This is a genomic window from Hymenobacter ruber, from assembly GCF_054783255.1.
Window position 1 is genome coordinate 2,536,004 of sequence record NZ_BAAGQX010000004.1, and the last position, 15,909, is coordinate 2,551,912.

The 15,909-nt window shown below is 61.2% G+C and carries 15 protein-coding genes and 1 pseudogene; 3 read left to right on the forward strand and 13 right to left on the reverse strand.

Going from position 1 to position 15,909, the window contains the following annotated elements; all coding sequences use genetic code 11:
• Positions 1-4 precede the first annotated feature (4 nt).
• The gene (locus tag ACYVM5_RS21515; protein WP_460620139.1) at positions 5-616 is read left to right on the forward strand and encodes a hypothetical protein; all 612 of its coding nucleotides are present in this window, start codon (positions 5-7) and stop codon (positions 614-616) included.
• Positions 617-624: 8 nt separating this feature from the next.
• Complete coding sequence (trpS, locus tag ACYVM5_RS21520; RefSeq protein ID WP_460620140.1) at positions 625-1,599, forward strand: tryptophan--tRNA ligase; 975 nt, start codon at positions 625-627, stop codon at positions 1,597-1,599.
• A 176-nt stretch (positions 1,600-1,775) separates the two neighbouring features.
• Here trpS and ACYVM5_RS21525 read toward each other — a convergent pair whose 3' ends face one another.
• The 5 genes from ACYVM5_RS21525 to ACYVM5_RS21545 all read right to left on the reverse strand — a co-directional run bounded on the left by ACYVM5_RS21525 (position 1,776) and on the right by ACYVM5_RS21545 (position 5,852).
• Positions 1,776-2,690, reverse strand: a complete 915-nt coding sequence (locus tag ACYVM5_RS21525; RefSeq protein ID WP_460620141.1) for a hypothetical protein — start codon at positions 2,688-2,690, stop codon at positions 1,776-1,778.
• A gap of 89 nt (positions 2,691-2,779) precedes the next feature.
• Entirely contained in the window at positions 2,780-3,994 is a 1,215-nt protein-coding gene (locus ACYVM5_RS21530; protein WP_460620142.1) for a CaiB/BaiF CoA transferase family protein, read from the reverse strand.
• Positions 3,995-4,044: 50 nt separating this feature from the next.
• A complete protein-coding gene (locus ACYVM5_RS21535; RefSeq protein ID WP_460620143.1) occupies positions 4,045-4,734 on the reverse strand; it encodes an ATP-binding cassette domain-containing protein in 690 nt (229 codons plus the stop codon).
• Entirely contained in the window at positions 4,731-5,063 is a 333-nt protein-coding gene (locus ACYVM5_RS21540) for a hypothetical protein (RefSeq protein WP_460620144.1), read from the reverse strand. Before ACYVM5_RS21540 ends, ACYVM5_RS21535 begins: the two co-directional genes overlap by 4 nt.
• Positions 5,064-5,105: 42 nt before the next feature.
• Positions 5,106-5,852 (reverse strand): class I SAM-dependent methyltransferase, encoded by a 747-nt coding sequence (locus ACYVM5_RS21545; RefSeq protein ID WP_460620145.1) that lies wholly within the window; start codon positions 5,850-5,852, stop codon positions 5,106-5,108.
• 265 nt (positions 5,853-6,117) lie between these two features.
• Between ACYVM5_RS21545 and ACYVM5_RS21550 the strand changes: the two genes are divergently transcribed.
• Positions 6,118-7,854, forward strand: a complete 1,737-nt coding sequence (locus ACYVM5_RS21550) for a DEAD/DEAH box helicase (RefSeq protein ID WP_460620146.1) — start codon at positions 6,118-6,120, stop codon at positions 7,852-7,854.
• Between the two features lie 75 nt (positions 7,855-7,929).
• On the opposite strand, the gene ACYVM5_RS21555 is transcribed toward ACYVM5_RS21550, so the two are convergent.
• The 8 genes and pseudogenes from ACYVM5_RS21555 to argS all read right to left on the reverse strand — a co-directional run bounded on the left by ACYVM5_RS21555 (position 7,930) and on the right by argS (position 15,894).
• A complete protein-coding gene (locus ACYVM5_RS21555; protein ID WP_460620147.1) occupies positions 7,930-8,748 on the reverse strand; it encodes an SDR family oxidoreductase in 819 nt (272 codons plus the stop codon).
• Positions 8,749-8,802: 54 nt separating this feature from the next.
• Positions 8,803-10,794, reverse strand: a complete 1,992-nt coding sequence (locus ACYVM5_RS21560) for a DUF2075 domain-containing protein (protein ID WP_460620148.1) — start codon at positions 10,792-10,794, stop codon at positions 8,803-8,805.
• 63 nt (positions 10,795-10,857) lie between these two features.
• Positions 10,858-11,418, reverse strand: a pseudogene (locus tag ACYVM5_RS21565) (RNA 2'-phosphotransferase).
• Positions 11,419-11,424: 6 nt separating this feature from the next.
• A complete protein-coding gene (locus ACYVM5_RS21570) occupies positions 11,425-11,676 on the reverse strand; it encodes a hypothetical protein (RefSeq protein WP_460620149.1) in 252 nt (83 codons plus the stop codon).
• Positions 11,677-11,686: 10 nt separating this feature from the next.
• Entirely contained in the window at positions 11,687-12,583 is an 897-nt protein-coding gene (locus tag ACYVM5_RS21575) for a prenyltransferase (RefSeq protein ID WP_460620150.1), read from the reverse strand.
• 83 nt (positions 12,584-12,666) lie between these two features.
• Complete coding sequence (locus ACYVM5_RS21580; RefSeq protein WP_460620151.1) at positions 12,667-13,254, reverse strand: glutathione peroxidase; 588 nt, start codon at positions 13,252-13,254, stop codon at positions 12,667-12,669.
• A 140-nt stretch (positions 13,255-13,394) separates the two neighbouring features.
• A complete protein-coding gene (locus tag ACYVM5_RS21585) occupies positions 13,395-13,976 on the reverse strand; it encodes an LOG family protein (protein ID WP_460620152.1) in 582 nt (193 codons plus the stop codon).
• Between the two features lie 121 nt (positions 13,977-14,097).
• Complete coding sequence (argS, locus tag ACYVM5_RS21590; RefSeq protein ID WP_460620153.1) at positions 14,098-15,894, reverse strand: arginine--tRNA ligase; 1,797 nt, start codon at positions 15,892-15,894, stop codon at positions 14,098-14,100.
• Between the last annotated feature and the right edge of the window lie 15 nt (positions 15,895-15,909).

A 15,909-nucleotide genomic window follows, 5' to 3' on the forward strand; every position in this document is an offset into this window, starting at 1 on the left:
CGCCATGCGACTTTCTTACTTTCTACTGGCGGCCGGGGCCTTTTTGCTGCCCGCCGTGGCCCGCGCCCAGTTCAATTTTGCGCCCGGCACCTACCAGTTGGCCAACGGTTCCAAAGGTGAGGCTTCGCTGAAGCTGGCCCTGGCCGAAAACGGCAGCCCCACCATGATGGTGGGCGTGAAAAACGGCAAGGAGCGCAAGTTTCGCGCCGCCGAAGTCACGGCCTTCACCGTGGAAAACCATCGGTTTGTGCGGGTAAATGATTTCCGTTTCCTCAGCGGCACCGATGCGGATTTTAAGGAACCCGCGCTGCTCGAAATCCTCGAAACCGGCCCGGTGGAGCTGTTTTATTATTACTATCAGGTGGAGATGGGCACCAATTTTAAGGCCCACGTGAAGCTGCCGGTGCTGCGCAAAGCCGGCACGAGTACGTTCTTTGCGTACAGTCCCGGCCGCACGCCGGGGTTCGACCCGAAACTGGCGCCCGGCGGCTTCGTGGCCGCCCTGTTTCCGGCCGACCCGGTGCTGCAGCGCCAATTTGCTACTAACGCGGTCAGCCGGGCCCAGCTGGTTGCCACTGTGCACGCCTACAACCAGGGCGTGCGCTTAACTCCTTAATTATCTACATGTCACGCATTCTTACCGGCATTCAGAGCACCGGCCGGCCGCACCTCGGCAACCTGCTTGGAGCCATTTTGCCCGCCATCGAGCTGTCGAAAAACCCGACCAACGACTCGCTGTATTTCATCGCCGACCTGCACTCGCTCACCACCGTGCGCGACCCCGAGGTGCTGCGCGCCAATACCTACGCCGTGGCCGCCGCGTGGCTGGCCTGCGGCTTCGATACCGAGAAAAACCTGTTTTACCGGCAGTCCGACGTACCGCAAGTGACGGAGCTGACCTGGTACCTGAGCTGCTTTACGCCCTACCCCATGCTGGCCAACGCGCACAGCTTCAAGGACAAGAGCGACAAGCTGTCGGACGTGAACGCCGGCCTGTTCACCTATCCGGTGCTGATGGCGGCCGATATACTGCTCTACGATGCGGAAATAGTGCCCGTGGGCAAAGACCAGATTCAGCACCTCGAAATTGCCCGCGACATTGCCAGCGCCTTCAACAACCGCTACGGCGAGACGCTGGTGCTGCCCAAGGCCCGTGCCGACGAGCAGCTGATGACTATTCCCGGCACCGATGGCGCGAAGATGAGCAAGAGCTACGGCAACATCATCGATATTTTCCTGCCGGAAAAAGACCTGCTGAAGGCCATCAAAACCATTATTTCGGACAGCACACCGCTGGAAGCGCCCAAAAATCCGGACACTGATGTGACGTTCAAGCTCTACTCGCTGCTGGCCACGCCGGCCGAAACGGAGACGATGCGCGCCAACTACCTGGCCGGCGGCTACGGCTACGGCCACGCCAAAAAGGAGCTGTACGAGTTGATTCTGCGCCGCTTCGCCGTGGAGCGGGAGCGGTTCGATTTCTACATGAACAACCTGCCCGAACTGGATGCGGCGCTGGCCATTGGCGCAACGCGAGCACAGGAGTACGGCGCGGGCGTACTGGCCAAAGTGCGCCAGAAAGTGGGCTACGGGCGGTAGATTTTGCCTGTCATTGCGAGTGGAGCATTCTGCGCATTAAGCAGAGACGCAACGCGGCAATCCGTCCTTCCAATGCGACCCGCCCTGAGATGTGACATAGCCTTTTTGGTATCAAGAAAGTGACTGGCTTTGACAGGACTGATTGCTTCTGCTATGCCTCGCAATGACAGACTGCTCTAAAATGCCTGCTGGGCCGAGAAGCTGAAGCCGACCTTGCTGCCGCGGCTCACCTGCTGATTTTCCAGCTTTTGCTTTACCGATATTTTCTGGATTTCGGGCAGCGGCGGCGCAATGAGGTCGTTGTTGACAGCAGCAATCATGGCGCTTTCCACAAAGAGCCGCATGGACTCGGGCGTTACCGGGTTGTCGCTCATGTCGTTGTCGGGCAGCTCGAGTTGCTGCACGCCTTCGAGGAAGTAGTGGTTGTTGATGTTGACGAGCAGGCGGCCCACGAGGTAGCCGGGGTCGTTAAGGCGCTGGTATTTAATGCTGTCGGCCATGAAGTTATAGGCCATGATATGGCCGAAGAAGCGGCGGCGAAAGTCAGCTTCAACGTATTTGCTGGGCATGGGACCGTAGTCGTCGGGGAAGGTCACGATGTTGGAGTGCATCACGAACACCAGCAAATCGCCCGAAAACCGGATGTGAAACTCCATGTCGTTGATGGAGCGGTACTCAATGACCACGCTCGAATCGAGGGGCGTGAGCTTGCGGCTGAGCTCCACTACCAGCTCCTGCGACACCAGCCGCAAGCAGTCGAATGCAGCCTGGGTATTGCGGAAGATGGCCTGCTTGGCCGTGGATTTCTGCTTGAGGCCCTCAAAAATCTGGTTGAGGCGGTCGGCCGGGGCCTCGGTGGGCGAGCCGGCTGCGGCCGTGGGGTGGTTGTTGGTGGCGGTGGCCCCGGTATGGACGGTTTCGGGCACCGCCGGCCGAGGAGCGCTGGGTTTGGCGGCCGTTGCTTTGCTGTCTTTAGAAGTTTTCGCGGCTTTACGGCGGGCCGGCGCGGGTGCGGGCTTCGGCGTAGTCGTTGGTTCAGGAGTGACTAACGGCGCGGGCGCGGCGCTTTTTTTGGGGGATGATTTAGCCATGCGAAAGGGGAATAAGCCACGAATAAGCGCGGCACGGGGCAGAAAATTACCTATTAAAAGCACAACAAGGCGCGGCCACTAGCCGCCACTCAGGTTGCAGGGGGTACGCAAGTAAGCGAGGCCGTAGTTGCATCCGATGCCAATGAGCCCGGCGAAAAAGTGGCAATTGCGGCCACTCCCAGGCCCGGGGGCGCACTCAGCTGGCTTGCTACGGCCCATTGCGGGCTGCGGAAAGCTACCGTGCGCAGGCCATGTGGACCGGGGCTGGCCCCCGGCAGCAGCATGGGCCGAGCCGAGGGATGGCGCAGGGCCTCCCCCACCGTGCGCACGGCTCCGGCGGGCACGGCACGGCACTCCAGCTCGGCCAGCAGCTCGTCGCCACTCACCGCGGCGATGGCTGCGGTTAACAAGGCTTCCAGTTCGGGACGGTGCGCTACGCGGGCCGGGTTGGTAGCGAAACGCACATCGGTGGCCCACTCGGGGCGGCCCAGCGCGGCGCAGAGCTGCCGGAATTGCCCATCGGAGCCGACGGCCAGCACCATAGCCCGGCCATCGGCGGCGCGATAAACGGGGCCGTAGGGCACGATGCTGGGGTGGCCCGAGCCCAGCGGCTGCGGGTCATGCCCAGTGACGAGGAAAGTAGCCGCCTGGTTGGCCAGGGCCGAGAGCGCACTGTCGAGCAGACTGACTTGTACCAGTGCCCCGCAGCCGGTTTTTTCGCGCTGAAACAGAGCCGTCAGCAAGCCTTCCTTTAACTGGTGCGCGGCCAGCAGGTCGACCATGGCCACGGGCATTTTCTGGGGTGCCTGGCCGGGGCCGGCGGCGTTGAGGTACATGAAGCCGGCTTCGGCCTGCAGCACGGCATCGTAGCCGGCGCGGGCATTAGCTGGGCCGTAGCCGGTGAGGTGGCCGTAGAGCAGGCGCGGGTTTTGGGCGGACAGCGTGGCGTAGTCGGCGCGCAGCTTTTCGGCGTCGCCGGGCTTATAGCTGGCCAGCACGATATCGGCTTGGGCGGCTAGTTGGTGCAAATCTGCCTGGCCGGGGACGGTGGTCAGGTCGAGCACCAGCGAGCTTTTGCCCCAGTTGGAAGCGGCGAAGTAGGCCGAAACCGAAGCATCTGCAGCGGCTTGGGAAGCGGCTGTTTCGGCACTGGTTTTCCAGGTGCGCGTAACGTCGCCGGCCGGACTCTCGATTTTCAGCACTTCAGCCCCCAACTCGGCAAAAAACTGGCCCACCTGTGGGCCGGCCAGCACGGAAGCGAGTTCGAGAACGCGAAGATGGGCAAAGGGAAGCGGCAACGACATATCAGACTGCTTGGAAAACCGGCAAGCTACGCGCCGGGCCACAAATTGGCTTAAGTCGCCAAATATCCATAATCGCGCAGCTGCTCGCGCACGTCGCCATCCAGCTTCAGCAGGCGGCCCTGGTGCAGCAGGTACACCACGTCGCAGATGGGCAGCACCTCGGCGTAGCGGTGGTCGGTAATCAGCAGGCCTTTACGGTGCTTGAGGTGCTGCATTTCCTCGGCCAGGGCTTCGACGTGCACCGGCATCACGCCCGAAAACGGTTCGTCGAATAGCGAAAAAGCCGTATCAGCGTGCAAAAGCAGGAGCGCCTGCACCAGCCGGCCCGAGCCCCCCGACAACTCGCCCAGCCGCCGGCCAAACTGCGGGCGCAGCTCCGGAAAACCAGCGGTGGCTTTTACGAGGTCGACACCCAGCATATCAGCCGCCTGCATCACTGAAAGCGAAGGCGGCAACAGCGGTTCCTGCGGCAGATAGTTCAACAGGCCCGGGTGGCGAAAGGCCGGTACCACGCGCCGGCCGTTCACCCGCACCGAGGCATCGGCTACCGCCCGGGCACCGAAAATGGTTTGGAGCAACATCGACTTCCCGCTGCCGTTGCGGCCCAGCAGGCCCACAATCTGGCCGGTTTGCACGCGCAGGTAGATGTCGCTCAGCACTTGCCGCTCACCAAACCCGATGCGAATGCCATCCGCCTCCAGCACCTGCGGGCCAGCTGGCTTATCTGAATTCCGGCTCATGACAGTGCCGTCCGCATGAGCAAAGCACTCCCCAGAAACAGCCCGCCATCAAGTGCCACTACCCCAGCCCATAATCGTCGGCGCGAAATATTCAGGTTGAAGTAGAACCAATACTGCCCTGGCCGCAGCTGCTCCGACAGGTACCACACCACCGGCGCGGTGGCTAGCTTAATGAGCAGCAGTGCTGGCAGCAGGCTGTGCCCCCAGCCCTCGCGCAATGCGGGCAGCAGCACGGCCAGCAATATCAGGGCCGAAACGCCTGCCATGAAGGGCACGACACTGCGGTAGAACAAGGCCACGGCCCGCAGTTGGGTAGCCAGAATGGTCATAAACAAGGCTTGATTTGGCTTGCCAACGCGGCGGCCGGCCAATTATTCTACCCGCCCGGCCCGGGCAAAGACCGGGAACGTGGCGGGGCGCGCCTGCGGGCCCCACAGCTGCGTCAGCTCGTCGGCCACCAGGGCCACCATATCGGCCCCGGCGTGCTGCCGGGCATAGTTGGCCGTGGCCGACCAGGTGCGCAAATAATTCAGCATATCATCTACCGTCCAATGCTTTACCACAGCAAAGCGGGCCTGCCGCACATCGGCAAAGGGGAAAGGCAGGTTGGCGTACTCGTTTTCGATGTGGCGGCGGTTGGCGTCCCAATACGGGCCCGAGGTCACGTCGTGAAACCCATCGAGCACCTGGTTCAGCTCGGGCGTTTCGAGGCGGCACAGCTGGTAGCCCCACTCGGCCAGTACCGCGCCGGGGCGGGCCACGCGGCGCACCTCTTGGTGGTAGGCTTCGCTATCGAACCAGTGCACGGCCTGGGCCACGGTGATGAGGTCGAAGCGCTGGTCGGGGAAAGGTGTGTGCTCGGCAGTAGCCCGCTGGTAGTGGATGTTGGGCCGCGCCGGGGCCTGGGCTAATTGGTTTTCGCTGAGGTCGGTAGCGTCAACCCGCACGAATGATTCGGCCAGCACAACCGCTACCTGGCCGTTGCCGGTGGCGCAGTCCCAGGCCCGCTCGCGGCCCGGCACCTGCGGCAGCAGCCAGTCGTAGAGCTCGGCGGGATAGGCAATGCGGTAGCGGGCATAGTCGGCGGCCTGGGTGGAGAAACGGTCGAGGGTGGGCATGAAGAATCGGGATTATCGGGAGCCCCAAAGAACGTCATGTTGAGCGGAGTCGAAGCATCTCTACCGCAGGAGTAATCCCAATCGACACCACAAAGCAGCAGAAATGCTTTGACTCCACTCAGCATGGCACATACTTTTTCAATCCATCACCCCATTATCCACCGCCGCGCAACACCCGCTGCCCGCCGTATCTTTACCTCAAATCAAGCGGTTTGCTGACCACGGCATCAAGGTCAGCCCTTTAACAACTTTCAACAGCTGAACCTTGACGTTTCACGAATTCAACCTCCACGACGACCTGCTTTCTGGCATCGACGCCATGAACTACCAGCAGGCCACCCCCATTCAGGAGCAGGCCATTCCCAAAATCATTGAGGGCAAGGACCTGATTGCCTGCGCCCAGACCGGCACCGGCAAAACCGCCGCCTACCTGCTGCCATTGCTCGACAAGATTTCACACGCCAAGCACGGCCACACCACCACCCTCATTCTGGTGCCCACCCGCGAACTGGCCACCCAGATTGACGAGCAGGTGATGGGCTTCGGCTACTACGTGGAAGCCAGTTCGATAGCCATTTACGGCGGCGGCAAATCCGAGAACTGGGAGCAGCAGAAGCGCGCCCTCACCTCCGGGGCCGACATCATCATTGCCACGCCCGGCCGCCTCATCGCGCACCTGCAAATGGGCTACGTGAAGTTTGACCAAATAAAGTACCTGGTGCTGGATGAGGCCGATAAGATGATGGACATGGGCTTCTCGGACGACATCTTCAACATCGTGCGGCAGCTGCCCAAAGAGCGCCAGACGCTGCTGTTCTCGGCCACCATGCCCCAGAAAATCCGGGAATTCTCGCAGCAGATTCTGCAAAATCCTGACGAAATCCGGCTGGCCGTGTCCAAGCCCGCCGCTGGTATTGACCAGCAGTTTTACATGGCCTTCGACCGCCAGAAAATCTACATCCTCGAGCACATCATCAAAACCCAGGACGTGCAGAGCATGGTACTCTTCACCAGCCAGAAAGCGGCTGTGGGCGGCATTGTGAAGGCCGTGAACAAGCTCGGTATCGAAGCCCGCGGCATCAGCTCCGACCGCACTCAAGAAGAACGCGAGGAAATCATGCGCGCCTTCAAAAACAAGCAGTTTCCCATTCTGGTGGCCACCGATGTGCTCAGCCGCGGCATCGACATCGACTCGCTGAGCCACGTGGTGAACTACGACATTCCCCGCGCCGCCGAGGATTACGTGCACCGCATCGGCCGCACGGCCCGCGCCGCCACCAAAGGCACTGCCATCACCTTCATCTCGGACCAGGACCAGGACCGGGTACTGAAGATTGAAAAGCTCATCGAGCGCGACATCGAGAAGCGCGCCATTACCGAGGAGCTGGGCCTAGGCCCCGCCCCGGAGTTCGACCCCAAGCGCTTCGCTGGCCTGGGTGGTAAAATTGGCGGCCGCCCGGCCCGTGGTGGCCACGGCGGAGGCGGCGGAGGCCGCGACCGTGGTCCTCGCCCCGAAGGTGGCGACCGTGGCCCGCGCCGCGAAGGCGGTGGCCGCGATGGCGGACGTGACGGCAACCGCCCGCCCCGCCGCGACGCCCCCGACCCCAAAGACCCCAAGCACCTAGAGCGCCTCGCCGCCGCCAAAAATGCCTTGGCCGCCCTCGATGCCGGCCACGCGCCCGCCGTGCCCTACCAGCGCCCGCCCCGCCCCGAAGGCGAAGAGCGCCGCGACCGTGGCCCCCGCCCCGAGCGCACACCGCGCCCCGAAGGCGAATCCCGCCCACCGCGCGAACCGCGTGAGCCCCGCGCTCCCCGGCCGGAAGGCGAATCCCGGCCGCCACGTGAGCCGCGGCCCGAAGGCGAAACCCGCGAGCCTCGCGCCGACGGCGAACGCCGCCGCAGCCGTGGCGGCCGCAACCGCAGCCGCGGGCCGAAGCCCGAAGGCTCGGCAACTCCGGCTGCTGGCGATGCTCCCGCCGCTCCGGCAACATCGGCCGAATAAAGCGCGATATCAAATAAAAAAAGCGGCCCCTGGAGGCCGCTTTTTTTATGCAACGTCGGTCGAAACCGGCCAGCTTTACACCCCGAAATTCTGCTTAATCATGGCGGCGAAATCGGCTTCGCTCATTTGAGCTTTAGCGCCAAGAATACCCTTGGCATCGTCGCCGGCAATGTAGCGGAGCTGTGAGGTGCCGTCAGTGGCAGCGGTGTAGATGACTTCGGCAATCTGCTCGGGCTGGCTGGCCGCGCCACCGCGCGCGCTGAAGGCAGCCAGTACGCTGCGCACCTGGCTGGCATAGGGGTCGGCATCGTTGGCCGGGTCGATGGTCATTTTGAGGGAGCGGGTGGCAAAGTCCGTTGCCACGCCGCCGGGGGCCACTACTTTCACCTGAATGCCGAAAGGAGCCAACTCGTACCACAAGGATTCGGAGAAACCATCGAGGCCGAATTTGGTGGCGTGGTAGAGCGAGTTCATTGGGAAGGCTGTGCGGCCGCCCACCGAGGTGATGTTGATGATAACGCCGGATTTCTGCTCGCGCATCAGGGGCAGAGCCGCCCGCGTCACGGCAAAAACGCCAAACATATTGGTGGCAAATTGTTCCTGAATCTGGGCGTCGGTGGCCGTTTCAAAAGGGCCGACGAGGCCGTAGCCAGCGTTGTTGATGAGGACATCGAGACTGCCAAAATCAGTATGGGCCTGCTGGATAGCGCGGGGGGCGGCCACTGCGTCGGTCACGTCCAGGGCGTAGACGCGGACGTTGGGCAGGTCTTCGAATTTGGCATCGGCGGGGTTGCGCATGGTGGCGGCCACCTGCCAGCCGTGCTGGGCAAAGAGACGCACGGCGGCCGCGCCAATGCCAGTGGAAGTGCCGGTGATAAAAGCGGTTTTGGGCATGGTTGGGAGTTGTTAAGCGTGTTTCATCCGTGACGGATGGGGGCCCGCTTTGCTTTAATTCTGCACTTGCTCCAGTTCGGGAATGCCTATTGCCCGAAAAAATTCATAAACGCCCTGGTAGAAGCTTGGCAAGCGCGTTGGGTCGGCCGCAGTACCCTCCGGAATAAATAAAACCATCCCTTGCCGGGCGCGCGTCAGCAATACCCGATACGCATTGAGCAGGTAGCGGCGGCTGTCGGCGGTATGGCATTGCTGCCACTTGGTACCCACAAACTTCTGGTAGTGCCACTGGCCCTGGTGCAGCCGCAAATCCGCATCCCAGGCCACGCCCACCCAATCCAGCTCCAGGCCCTGAATATCAAATTCGGTGGCCACGTCTTCGAGGTAGTACGACGAGCGCACATCGGCCCGGTCGTTCAAAAACCACACGGGCGCGTCAATCTTATCTTTAATATTCAACCCCAACGGCTTGAGCCGGTGTGCGCCCGATGAGGCCACCAGCCCGCACCGCTCGGTGCCGCGGGCGCGCTGCCGAAGCCATTCTCTGGCCGTTTCGAGCCGGCGTGTGAGACATAGCGGATACACCGACTGCAAATGGCTGGTATAGAGCCGGCGGGCTTCGGTCAGGTTGGTATCGAGCACAGCCTGTACAAAGGCCGCCAACTGCTCGGCCCGAAAGGAGCGTACTGAAACGGCCAGGTGCAAGTCATCCAGCGGCTCAGCCACCAGGGCATCCAATCGGGCTACGGCGCTGGCACCGGGCAGGTAGTTGCGGTCGTCCCGAATGCGGCGGGAATAGTAAATATCCCACGCCGAAAAGCGCGTTTCAAAAGCCCGCAGCCACTCTTCGAGGCCAGCCTCGCCCGTATTGATTTCCTGGCCGCCACCAATTAAACAGACCACCGTGCACCAGTCAGGGTGGCGGTCCATCACTTCCACCAGGAATTCGGGTTCCGACATGAAGAAGTCAGCCTGCCCGCGTTTCTGCTGCATGAACTTGCTGGCCTGCTGGGCCGACCACGCCCGTTGGGCCTCGTCAAACACCGTTACTTTCTCGATGGGCGGCCCCGCGTGGCGCAGGGCCTCGTCACGAAAATGGTGAATATTCTGAATAAACGACTGCACCTGCGATACCGCCTGTTTCTTGTTGAGGCGACCGCCGCGCTGTTTCTCATCCTGCACTTTGTCGCGGGCCAGGGCTTCGCGCAGCACTTCCACCAGCGGGCCATTGCCGGAAAGAAACACGGCGTGTTCCTGCGCATCCACCTGCGTGCGCTCGTTGGCAATGTTGAGGCCGGCCAGGGTTTTGCCCGCGCCCGGCACGCCAGTCACAAAGCAAATGGCTTTGCGTCCAGCAGCTTTGGCGCGGTCGATGATGGCGGAAATGCACGTCCCGGTGATGGCTAAGTTGGCCGCTCCCGCATCGGAACGGGTAATGTCCGCGACCCGGTGGCCCTTATAGAGCGCCTGGGCCGCTTCGATGATGGTGGGCGTGGGATGGTAGCCGGCCTGCACCCATTCGGCCGGATTCAGCGGCGCGTTGGTGGCCGCGGCCAAGCCCAGTTGCAGCACGGCCGTCAGCTGCGTGGCATTGGCCAAGAGCGGTTCATAAAGCCCGTCCGCATAAGGCTGAAGCTGGTTGGCATATTCGGCCGCCCGGGTGGCAACCAACACCGGCAAGATGCGTGCGTGGTGGCTACCGGCGTGGAAATTCTTCAGGTCGAGCGCGTAGTCAAGCACCTGGTCCTGGCCGCTCTGGTCATAGGTGTCGCTACCTACTTTGAATTCGAGTACGAATACAGCATCATTCAGCAGTACGATGACATCGGCGCGCTTGCCCATGCGCGGAATTGCTACTTCAAACAACACGTAGCCGTGCGCGAATCCGGCCAACTCACGTTTTAGGATGCGAATCTGCTGCTGCCAAGCGCCTTTCTGCTGCTCCTCCAGCGCGTGCTGGTGCGCCACCGCCAGCGCCCCCATAATTCGGTCTTCGTGGTGGCCGAGAAAGTCGGCAATTAGGGCGTGGTAGTAGGCGCGTTGCATGCGGTAGTGGGTAGAGCCTGCAAGGTAAATCCGCTATTCTGCCTAATGCCTACTGCGCGACGGTTACGCTATTTCGGGCATTTGGCGCAGGTAACCAGCCGGCACTTCATCCGTCAGCCAAACGCCGTTATCGGCTTGGTAGAAGGCCTGGCCGTTGCGGTGCAGCTGCCCGGCGGCCACTTCAAATAGCACCAGCCGGCCGTGCCGACGGCCCACCGTGCGAGCCGTAGCCACATCGGCACTCAGGTGAACGTGGTGGCGCGACATTTTCCGCAGCCCGTCGCGCAGGATAGCGGCCTGATGCTGAACCGCCGTGCCATGATAAAGCACTTCAGGCGGCACCACCGACGTGTAGCCCAGTTCCACTTCGACGGAATGACCCTAGCTGGCCCGGATTCGGCTTCGGTCGTCGTTGAACCGGAAGCGCTGCTTGGCATTCGTTTCCACAATGTAAACCAACTGCTCAAGCGTCAGCGGCTGCTGGTGTTGGGCCAGGTGCGCCAATAGCTCGGGCACGGCAACCCACCCTTGTTCGTCTAGGGTAATGCCAATGTGGGCGGGGTCGTGGCGCAATACCAGGCTCAGCAGCTTACTGCGGCGGGTAGTTTCCTTCTCGGAAAGCATCGGCTTTTAATCTATTTTCAAAAACTCGTTAATCTTATCATCTGATACAGCCCATTCATCACCCTTCTGCTCATAGATGTAAATCAACCCGCATAACTCAATGGTGCTGTAAGCAAGAAACCGTAATTCGCCTTTTCTTGCTATCCACCATTCTTGGGTGGCATCATAAGAAACTGCATAGCCTTGTTCTTGTAACAAATAGAAGGCCGGTGCCAGCACGTTATTAGCAGCGGAAAGGGTATTTGGTTGATTATCCATGTTCTTCATTCTACCCCAGCACCTGCCCCACCCCAAACAGCACCGTAAACACCAGCGTGCTCAGCGCCATTTGCTTTAGCAGCGGGTCAATCTGCATCGATTCTTTGCGCTGCCATACCTGGATGGCGTTGAAGGCAAATAGTGGCGTGGCCAGCGCAAACAGCCACTGCCACGGCGAATGGTACGTGAGGGCCACAAATACCGTGGCGCAGCCCACGCCCAGCACCAGCAGCAGCCAGTGGTAGCGCCGGGCATGCACCGGCCCCAGCCGCACCGGAATGGTGATTTTGCCCGCCAGCACATCGGAATTGATGTCGCGGATGTTGTTCACATTCAGCACCGCCGTGGCGAAGCAGCCCAGCGCGGCGGCGGGCAGCAGCACTTGGAGCGGCAGCATCCGGGTTTGCAAGAAGTAAGTACCGCAAACGCCGACAATGCCAAAAAACAGGAACACCGAAATGTCACCAAAACCGGCATAACCGTACGGGTTGGAGCCCGCTGTGTAGTTTACCGCCGCCCAGATGGCCGCCAGCCCCAGCGCCAGAAACGCCAGAAACAGCCCCAGCCCGGCCGCGCCCAGCGCCACCCACAGCAGCGCGAGGCCGCTGCCCAGCGCCAGCAGGCCGCAAATCCACATGCCGCGCTTCATTTGAGCGGGCGTGATGGCCCCGCTTTGCACGGCGCGTTGCGGGCCTTCGCGGTGGATGCTGTCGGCCCCGTTTTGCGAGTCGCCGTAGTCGTTGGCGAGGTTGCTGAGGATTTGGAGCAGGATGGTGGTGAGGGCCGCCAGGCCGACCACCAGGCCATTAAAATGGCCGTTGGCGGCAGCCAGGAAAGCACCCGTGAGGATGCTGGCCAGGGCCAGCGGCAGGGTGCGGGGGCGGAATGCAGAAATCCAGGGCGACATGGGCAACGGGGCAAACGGAAATAAAAACAAAAGAACGTCATGCGGGGCACGACGTTCTTTCAAAATGCATTTCGTCAAAAAAATTACTTCGTGATATCAGCCACCAGCTCGGGGCTGAGGGGCGTCACTTTCGAGCTGTAGAACTTCACCACGTGGCCCTTTTCATCGACCAGGTATTTGCAGAAATTCCAGTTCGGCGCGTCCGATACCGCGCCGTTTTTGGTTTTGTCCGACAGGTATTTGTAGAGCGGCGTAGCGTCGTCGCCTTTGACCGCTACGGTTTCGAACAATGGGAAGGTCACGCCGTAGTTCTTCTCGCAAAACGAGGCCACTTCGGAGTTGGAAGCCAGCTCCTGGTTGAAGCTATTCGAGGGAAAGCCCAGCACGACTACCTTGTTGCCGTATTTCTTCGACAGTTCCTCCAGCTCCTTGTACTGCGGAGTGTAGCCACATTTCGAGGCGGTGTTCACAATCAGTAGCTTCTTGCCTTTGTATTTGCTCAGCTTCACGTTTTTGCCGTCGATGGATTTCACGGTGAAATCATACACGGAAGCGGGGGCAGCGGCGGTTTCGGCGGGGGCAGTCATGGCGGTGGGAGCAGCCGGTTTGGCGGCGATAAAGACTACGGCCGTAGCGGCCGTGGCCAGCGTGAGGAGAAGGGAATTTTTCATGAGTTGAAGGTAATGGATTGCGCAGTTGCGTGCGTAACCATACGAAGGCCAGTAGGGTTTCGGACGGTGGTTTGTAGCGCGGACTTTGGAGTCCGCGAGTTCCAGCAACCGATTCGCGGACTCCAAAGTCCGCGCTACAATCAGGTGGTGGGCGGCGTGAGCCACTTCTCCAATTGCACTGGCTTATACGCCATCATCTGCGCCAATAATTCCACTGGGTTGGCCGATTGCAGGAGCTGGGCGCGGTTTTCGGCGCGCAGCAGCTGGTCGTCGCGCATGCGGTCAAGGGATTGCAGGAGCAGGTCGTAGTAGCCGTCTACATTCAGCAGGGCCACGGGCTTCTGGTGCAGGCCGAGCTGGCCCCAGGTCAGCACTTCGAACAGCTCTTCGAGGGTGCCGTAGCCGCCGGGCATGGCAATGAAGCCATCGGCGCGGTCGGCCATCATGAGCTTGCGCTCGTGCATGGATTTTACGACGTGTAGCTCCGTGCAGCCTTTGTGGGCCAGTTCTTTAGCATCCAGAAAATCAGGAATGACGCCGATAACCTGGCCGCCTTCCGCTAGCACGGCATCGGCGATGGTGCCCATCAGGCCCACCCGGCCGCCGCCGTACACCAGCGTGAGGCCTTGCGCTACCATTGCCTTAGCAAGAGCCTGCGCCTGGATGATGTAGTTCGGATTGGTTCCGGCGCTGGAACCACAGTACACGGCAATATTTTTCATGTTCTGGAACGATGTAGAGACGCAATATTTTGCGTCTCGTCGTTGCTGATGTTGTTTAAATAGCGTAATTCCGGCCGTTCAACGCGAGCCGTTCAACGACGAGACGCAAAATATTGCGTCTCTACATGCGCTCGGGCACCTGCATGCCCAGCAGCTTCAGCGACTGCTTAATCTGCTCGCCTACCCGGGCCGACAGAGCCACCCGCAGGCTACGCTTAGCCACGTCGGTTTCCTGGAAAATCGACACTTCGGCGTAGAACCGATTGTAGGCCTTCGCCAAATCGTAGGCGTACTGTGCGATAACGGCGGGCGAGAGGTTGCGGGCCGCTTCGGCTACCACAGCCGAATAACGGGCCAATTCCTGCACCAGCTCGCGCTCGGTGCCTTCGAGGCTGGAAATCTGGCTCCAATCGGCCGTTTCATCAATACCCAGCTCGGCGGCTTTGCGGCGAATGGCGGCAATGCGGGCGTGCGAATACTGGATGAACGGGCCGGTGTGACCTTCGAGGCTCACCGACTCTTCGGGGTTGAAGAGCATGCGCTTCTTGGGGTCCACTTTCAGCAGGTAGTATTTCAGCGCGCCGAGGCCCAGCATGTGGTAGAGCTCTTCCAGCTCGGTATCGCTGAGGCCTTCGGTTTTGCCTTTTTCGAGGGTGGCAGCTTTGGCGGCTTCTTCCACGTCGCGCACCAGCTCGTCGGCGTCCACCACGGTTCCTTCGCGGGTTTTCATCTTGCCGGTGGGCAGGTCCACCATGCCGTAGCTGAGGTGGTGGATGGCGTCGGCGTAGGGCTTGCCCAGCTTTTTGAGCGTGGCTTGCAGCACCTGCATGTGATAGTTCTGCTCGTCGGCGATGACGTAGATGCTGCTGTCGTAGCCGAAATCCTGGTACTTGAGCTCGGCCGTGCCCAAGTCCTGGGTGATGTACACGCTGGTGCCGTCGCCGCGCAGCAGGAGCTTCTCGTCGAGGCCCTCGGCCTGCAAATCCACCCACACCGAGCCGTTCTCCTTGTTGAAGAACACGCCTTTGTTCATGCCTTCTTCCACGCGCTCCTTACCCAACAGGTAGGTCCCGGATTCGTAGTAGAACTTATCGAAATCGACGCCAATGGCCTTGTAGGTGGCGTTGTGGCCTTCGTACACCCAGCCATTCATCTGGCGCCACAGGGCCACCACTTCTTCGTCGCCGGCTTCCCATTGCTGCAGCATCTGCTGGGCGTCCAGCATCAGCGGGGCCTGGCGCTTGGCGATGTCGGCGGCTACGCCTTCGGCTTCGAGCTGCTTCACTTCCTCGCGGTAGTGCTTCTCGAACAGCACGTAGTATTTGCCCACCAGGTGGTCGCCTTTGATGCCGGCGCTTTCAGGCGTTTCGTTGTGCCCAAAGCGCTGGTAGCCCAGCATCGACTTGCAGATGTGAATACCCCGGTCGTTCACCAGGTTCACTTTGGAAACCGTGGCGCCGGTGGCTTTCAGAATCTCGGCCACCGAGTAGCCCAGGAAGTTGTTGCGCAGGTGGCCCAGGTGCAGGGGCTTGTTGGTGTTGGGCGAGGAGTATTCGACCACCACATTTTGCGGGCCGCCGTCGGTGGCCACGGGCGCGGTGGCGGGCTGGGCGCGCAGCTGCTCAAACACAGCCAGCCACTCGGCATCGGCGATTTCGAGGTTGAGGAAGCCTTTCACCACGTTGTAGCCGCTCACGCGGGGCTCGTGGGCTTTCAGCCACTCGCCCAGGGCCTGGCCGATTTGCTCGGGGCCTTTGCCCAGCGCTTTGGTGAGCGGGAACGTGACGAGGGTGAAGCTGCCGGCAAACTCCTTGCGCGTGGGCTGGAGCGTGAGGCTGGCGGCGGGGATTTCAACGCCAAAAACGGCCTGAGCGGCGGTTTGCAGGGCGGTTTTGAGGGAGGATTCTAACTGTTGCACGGGGCAAAGGTACGG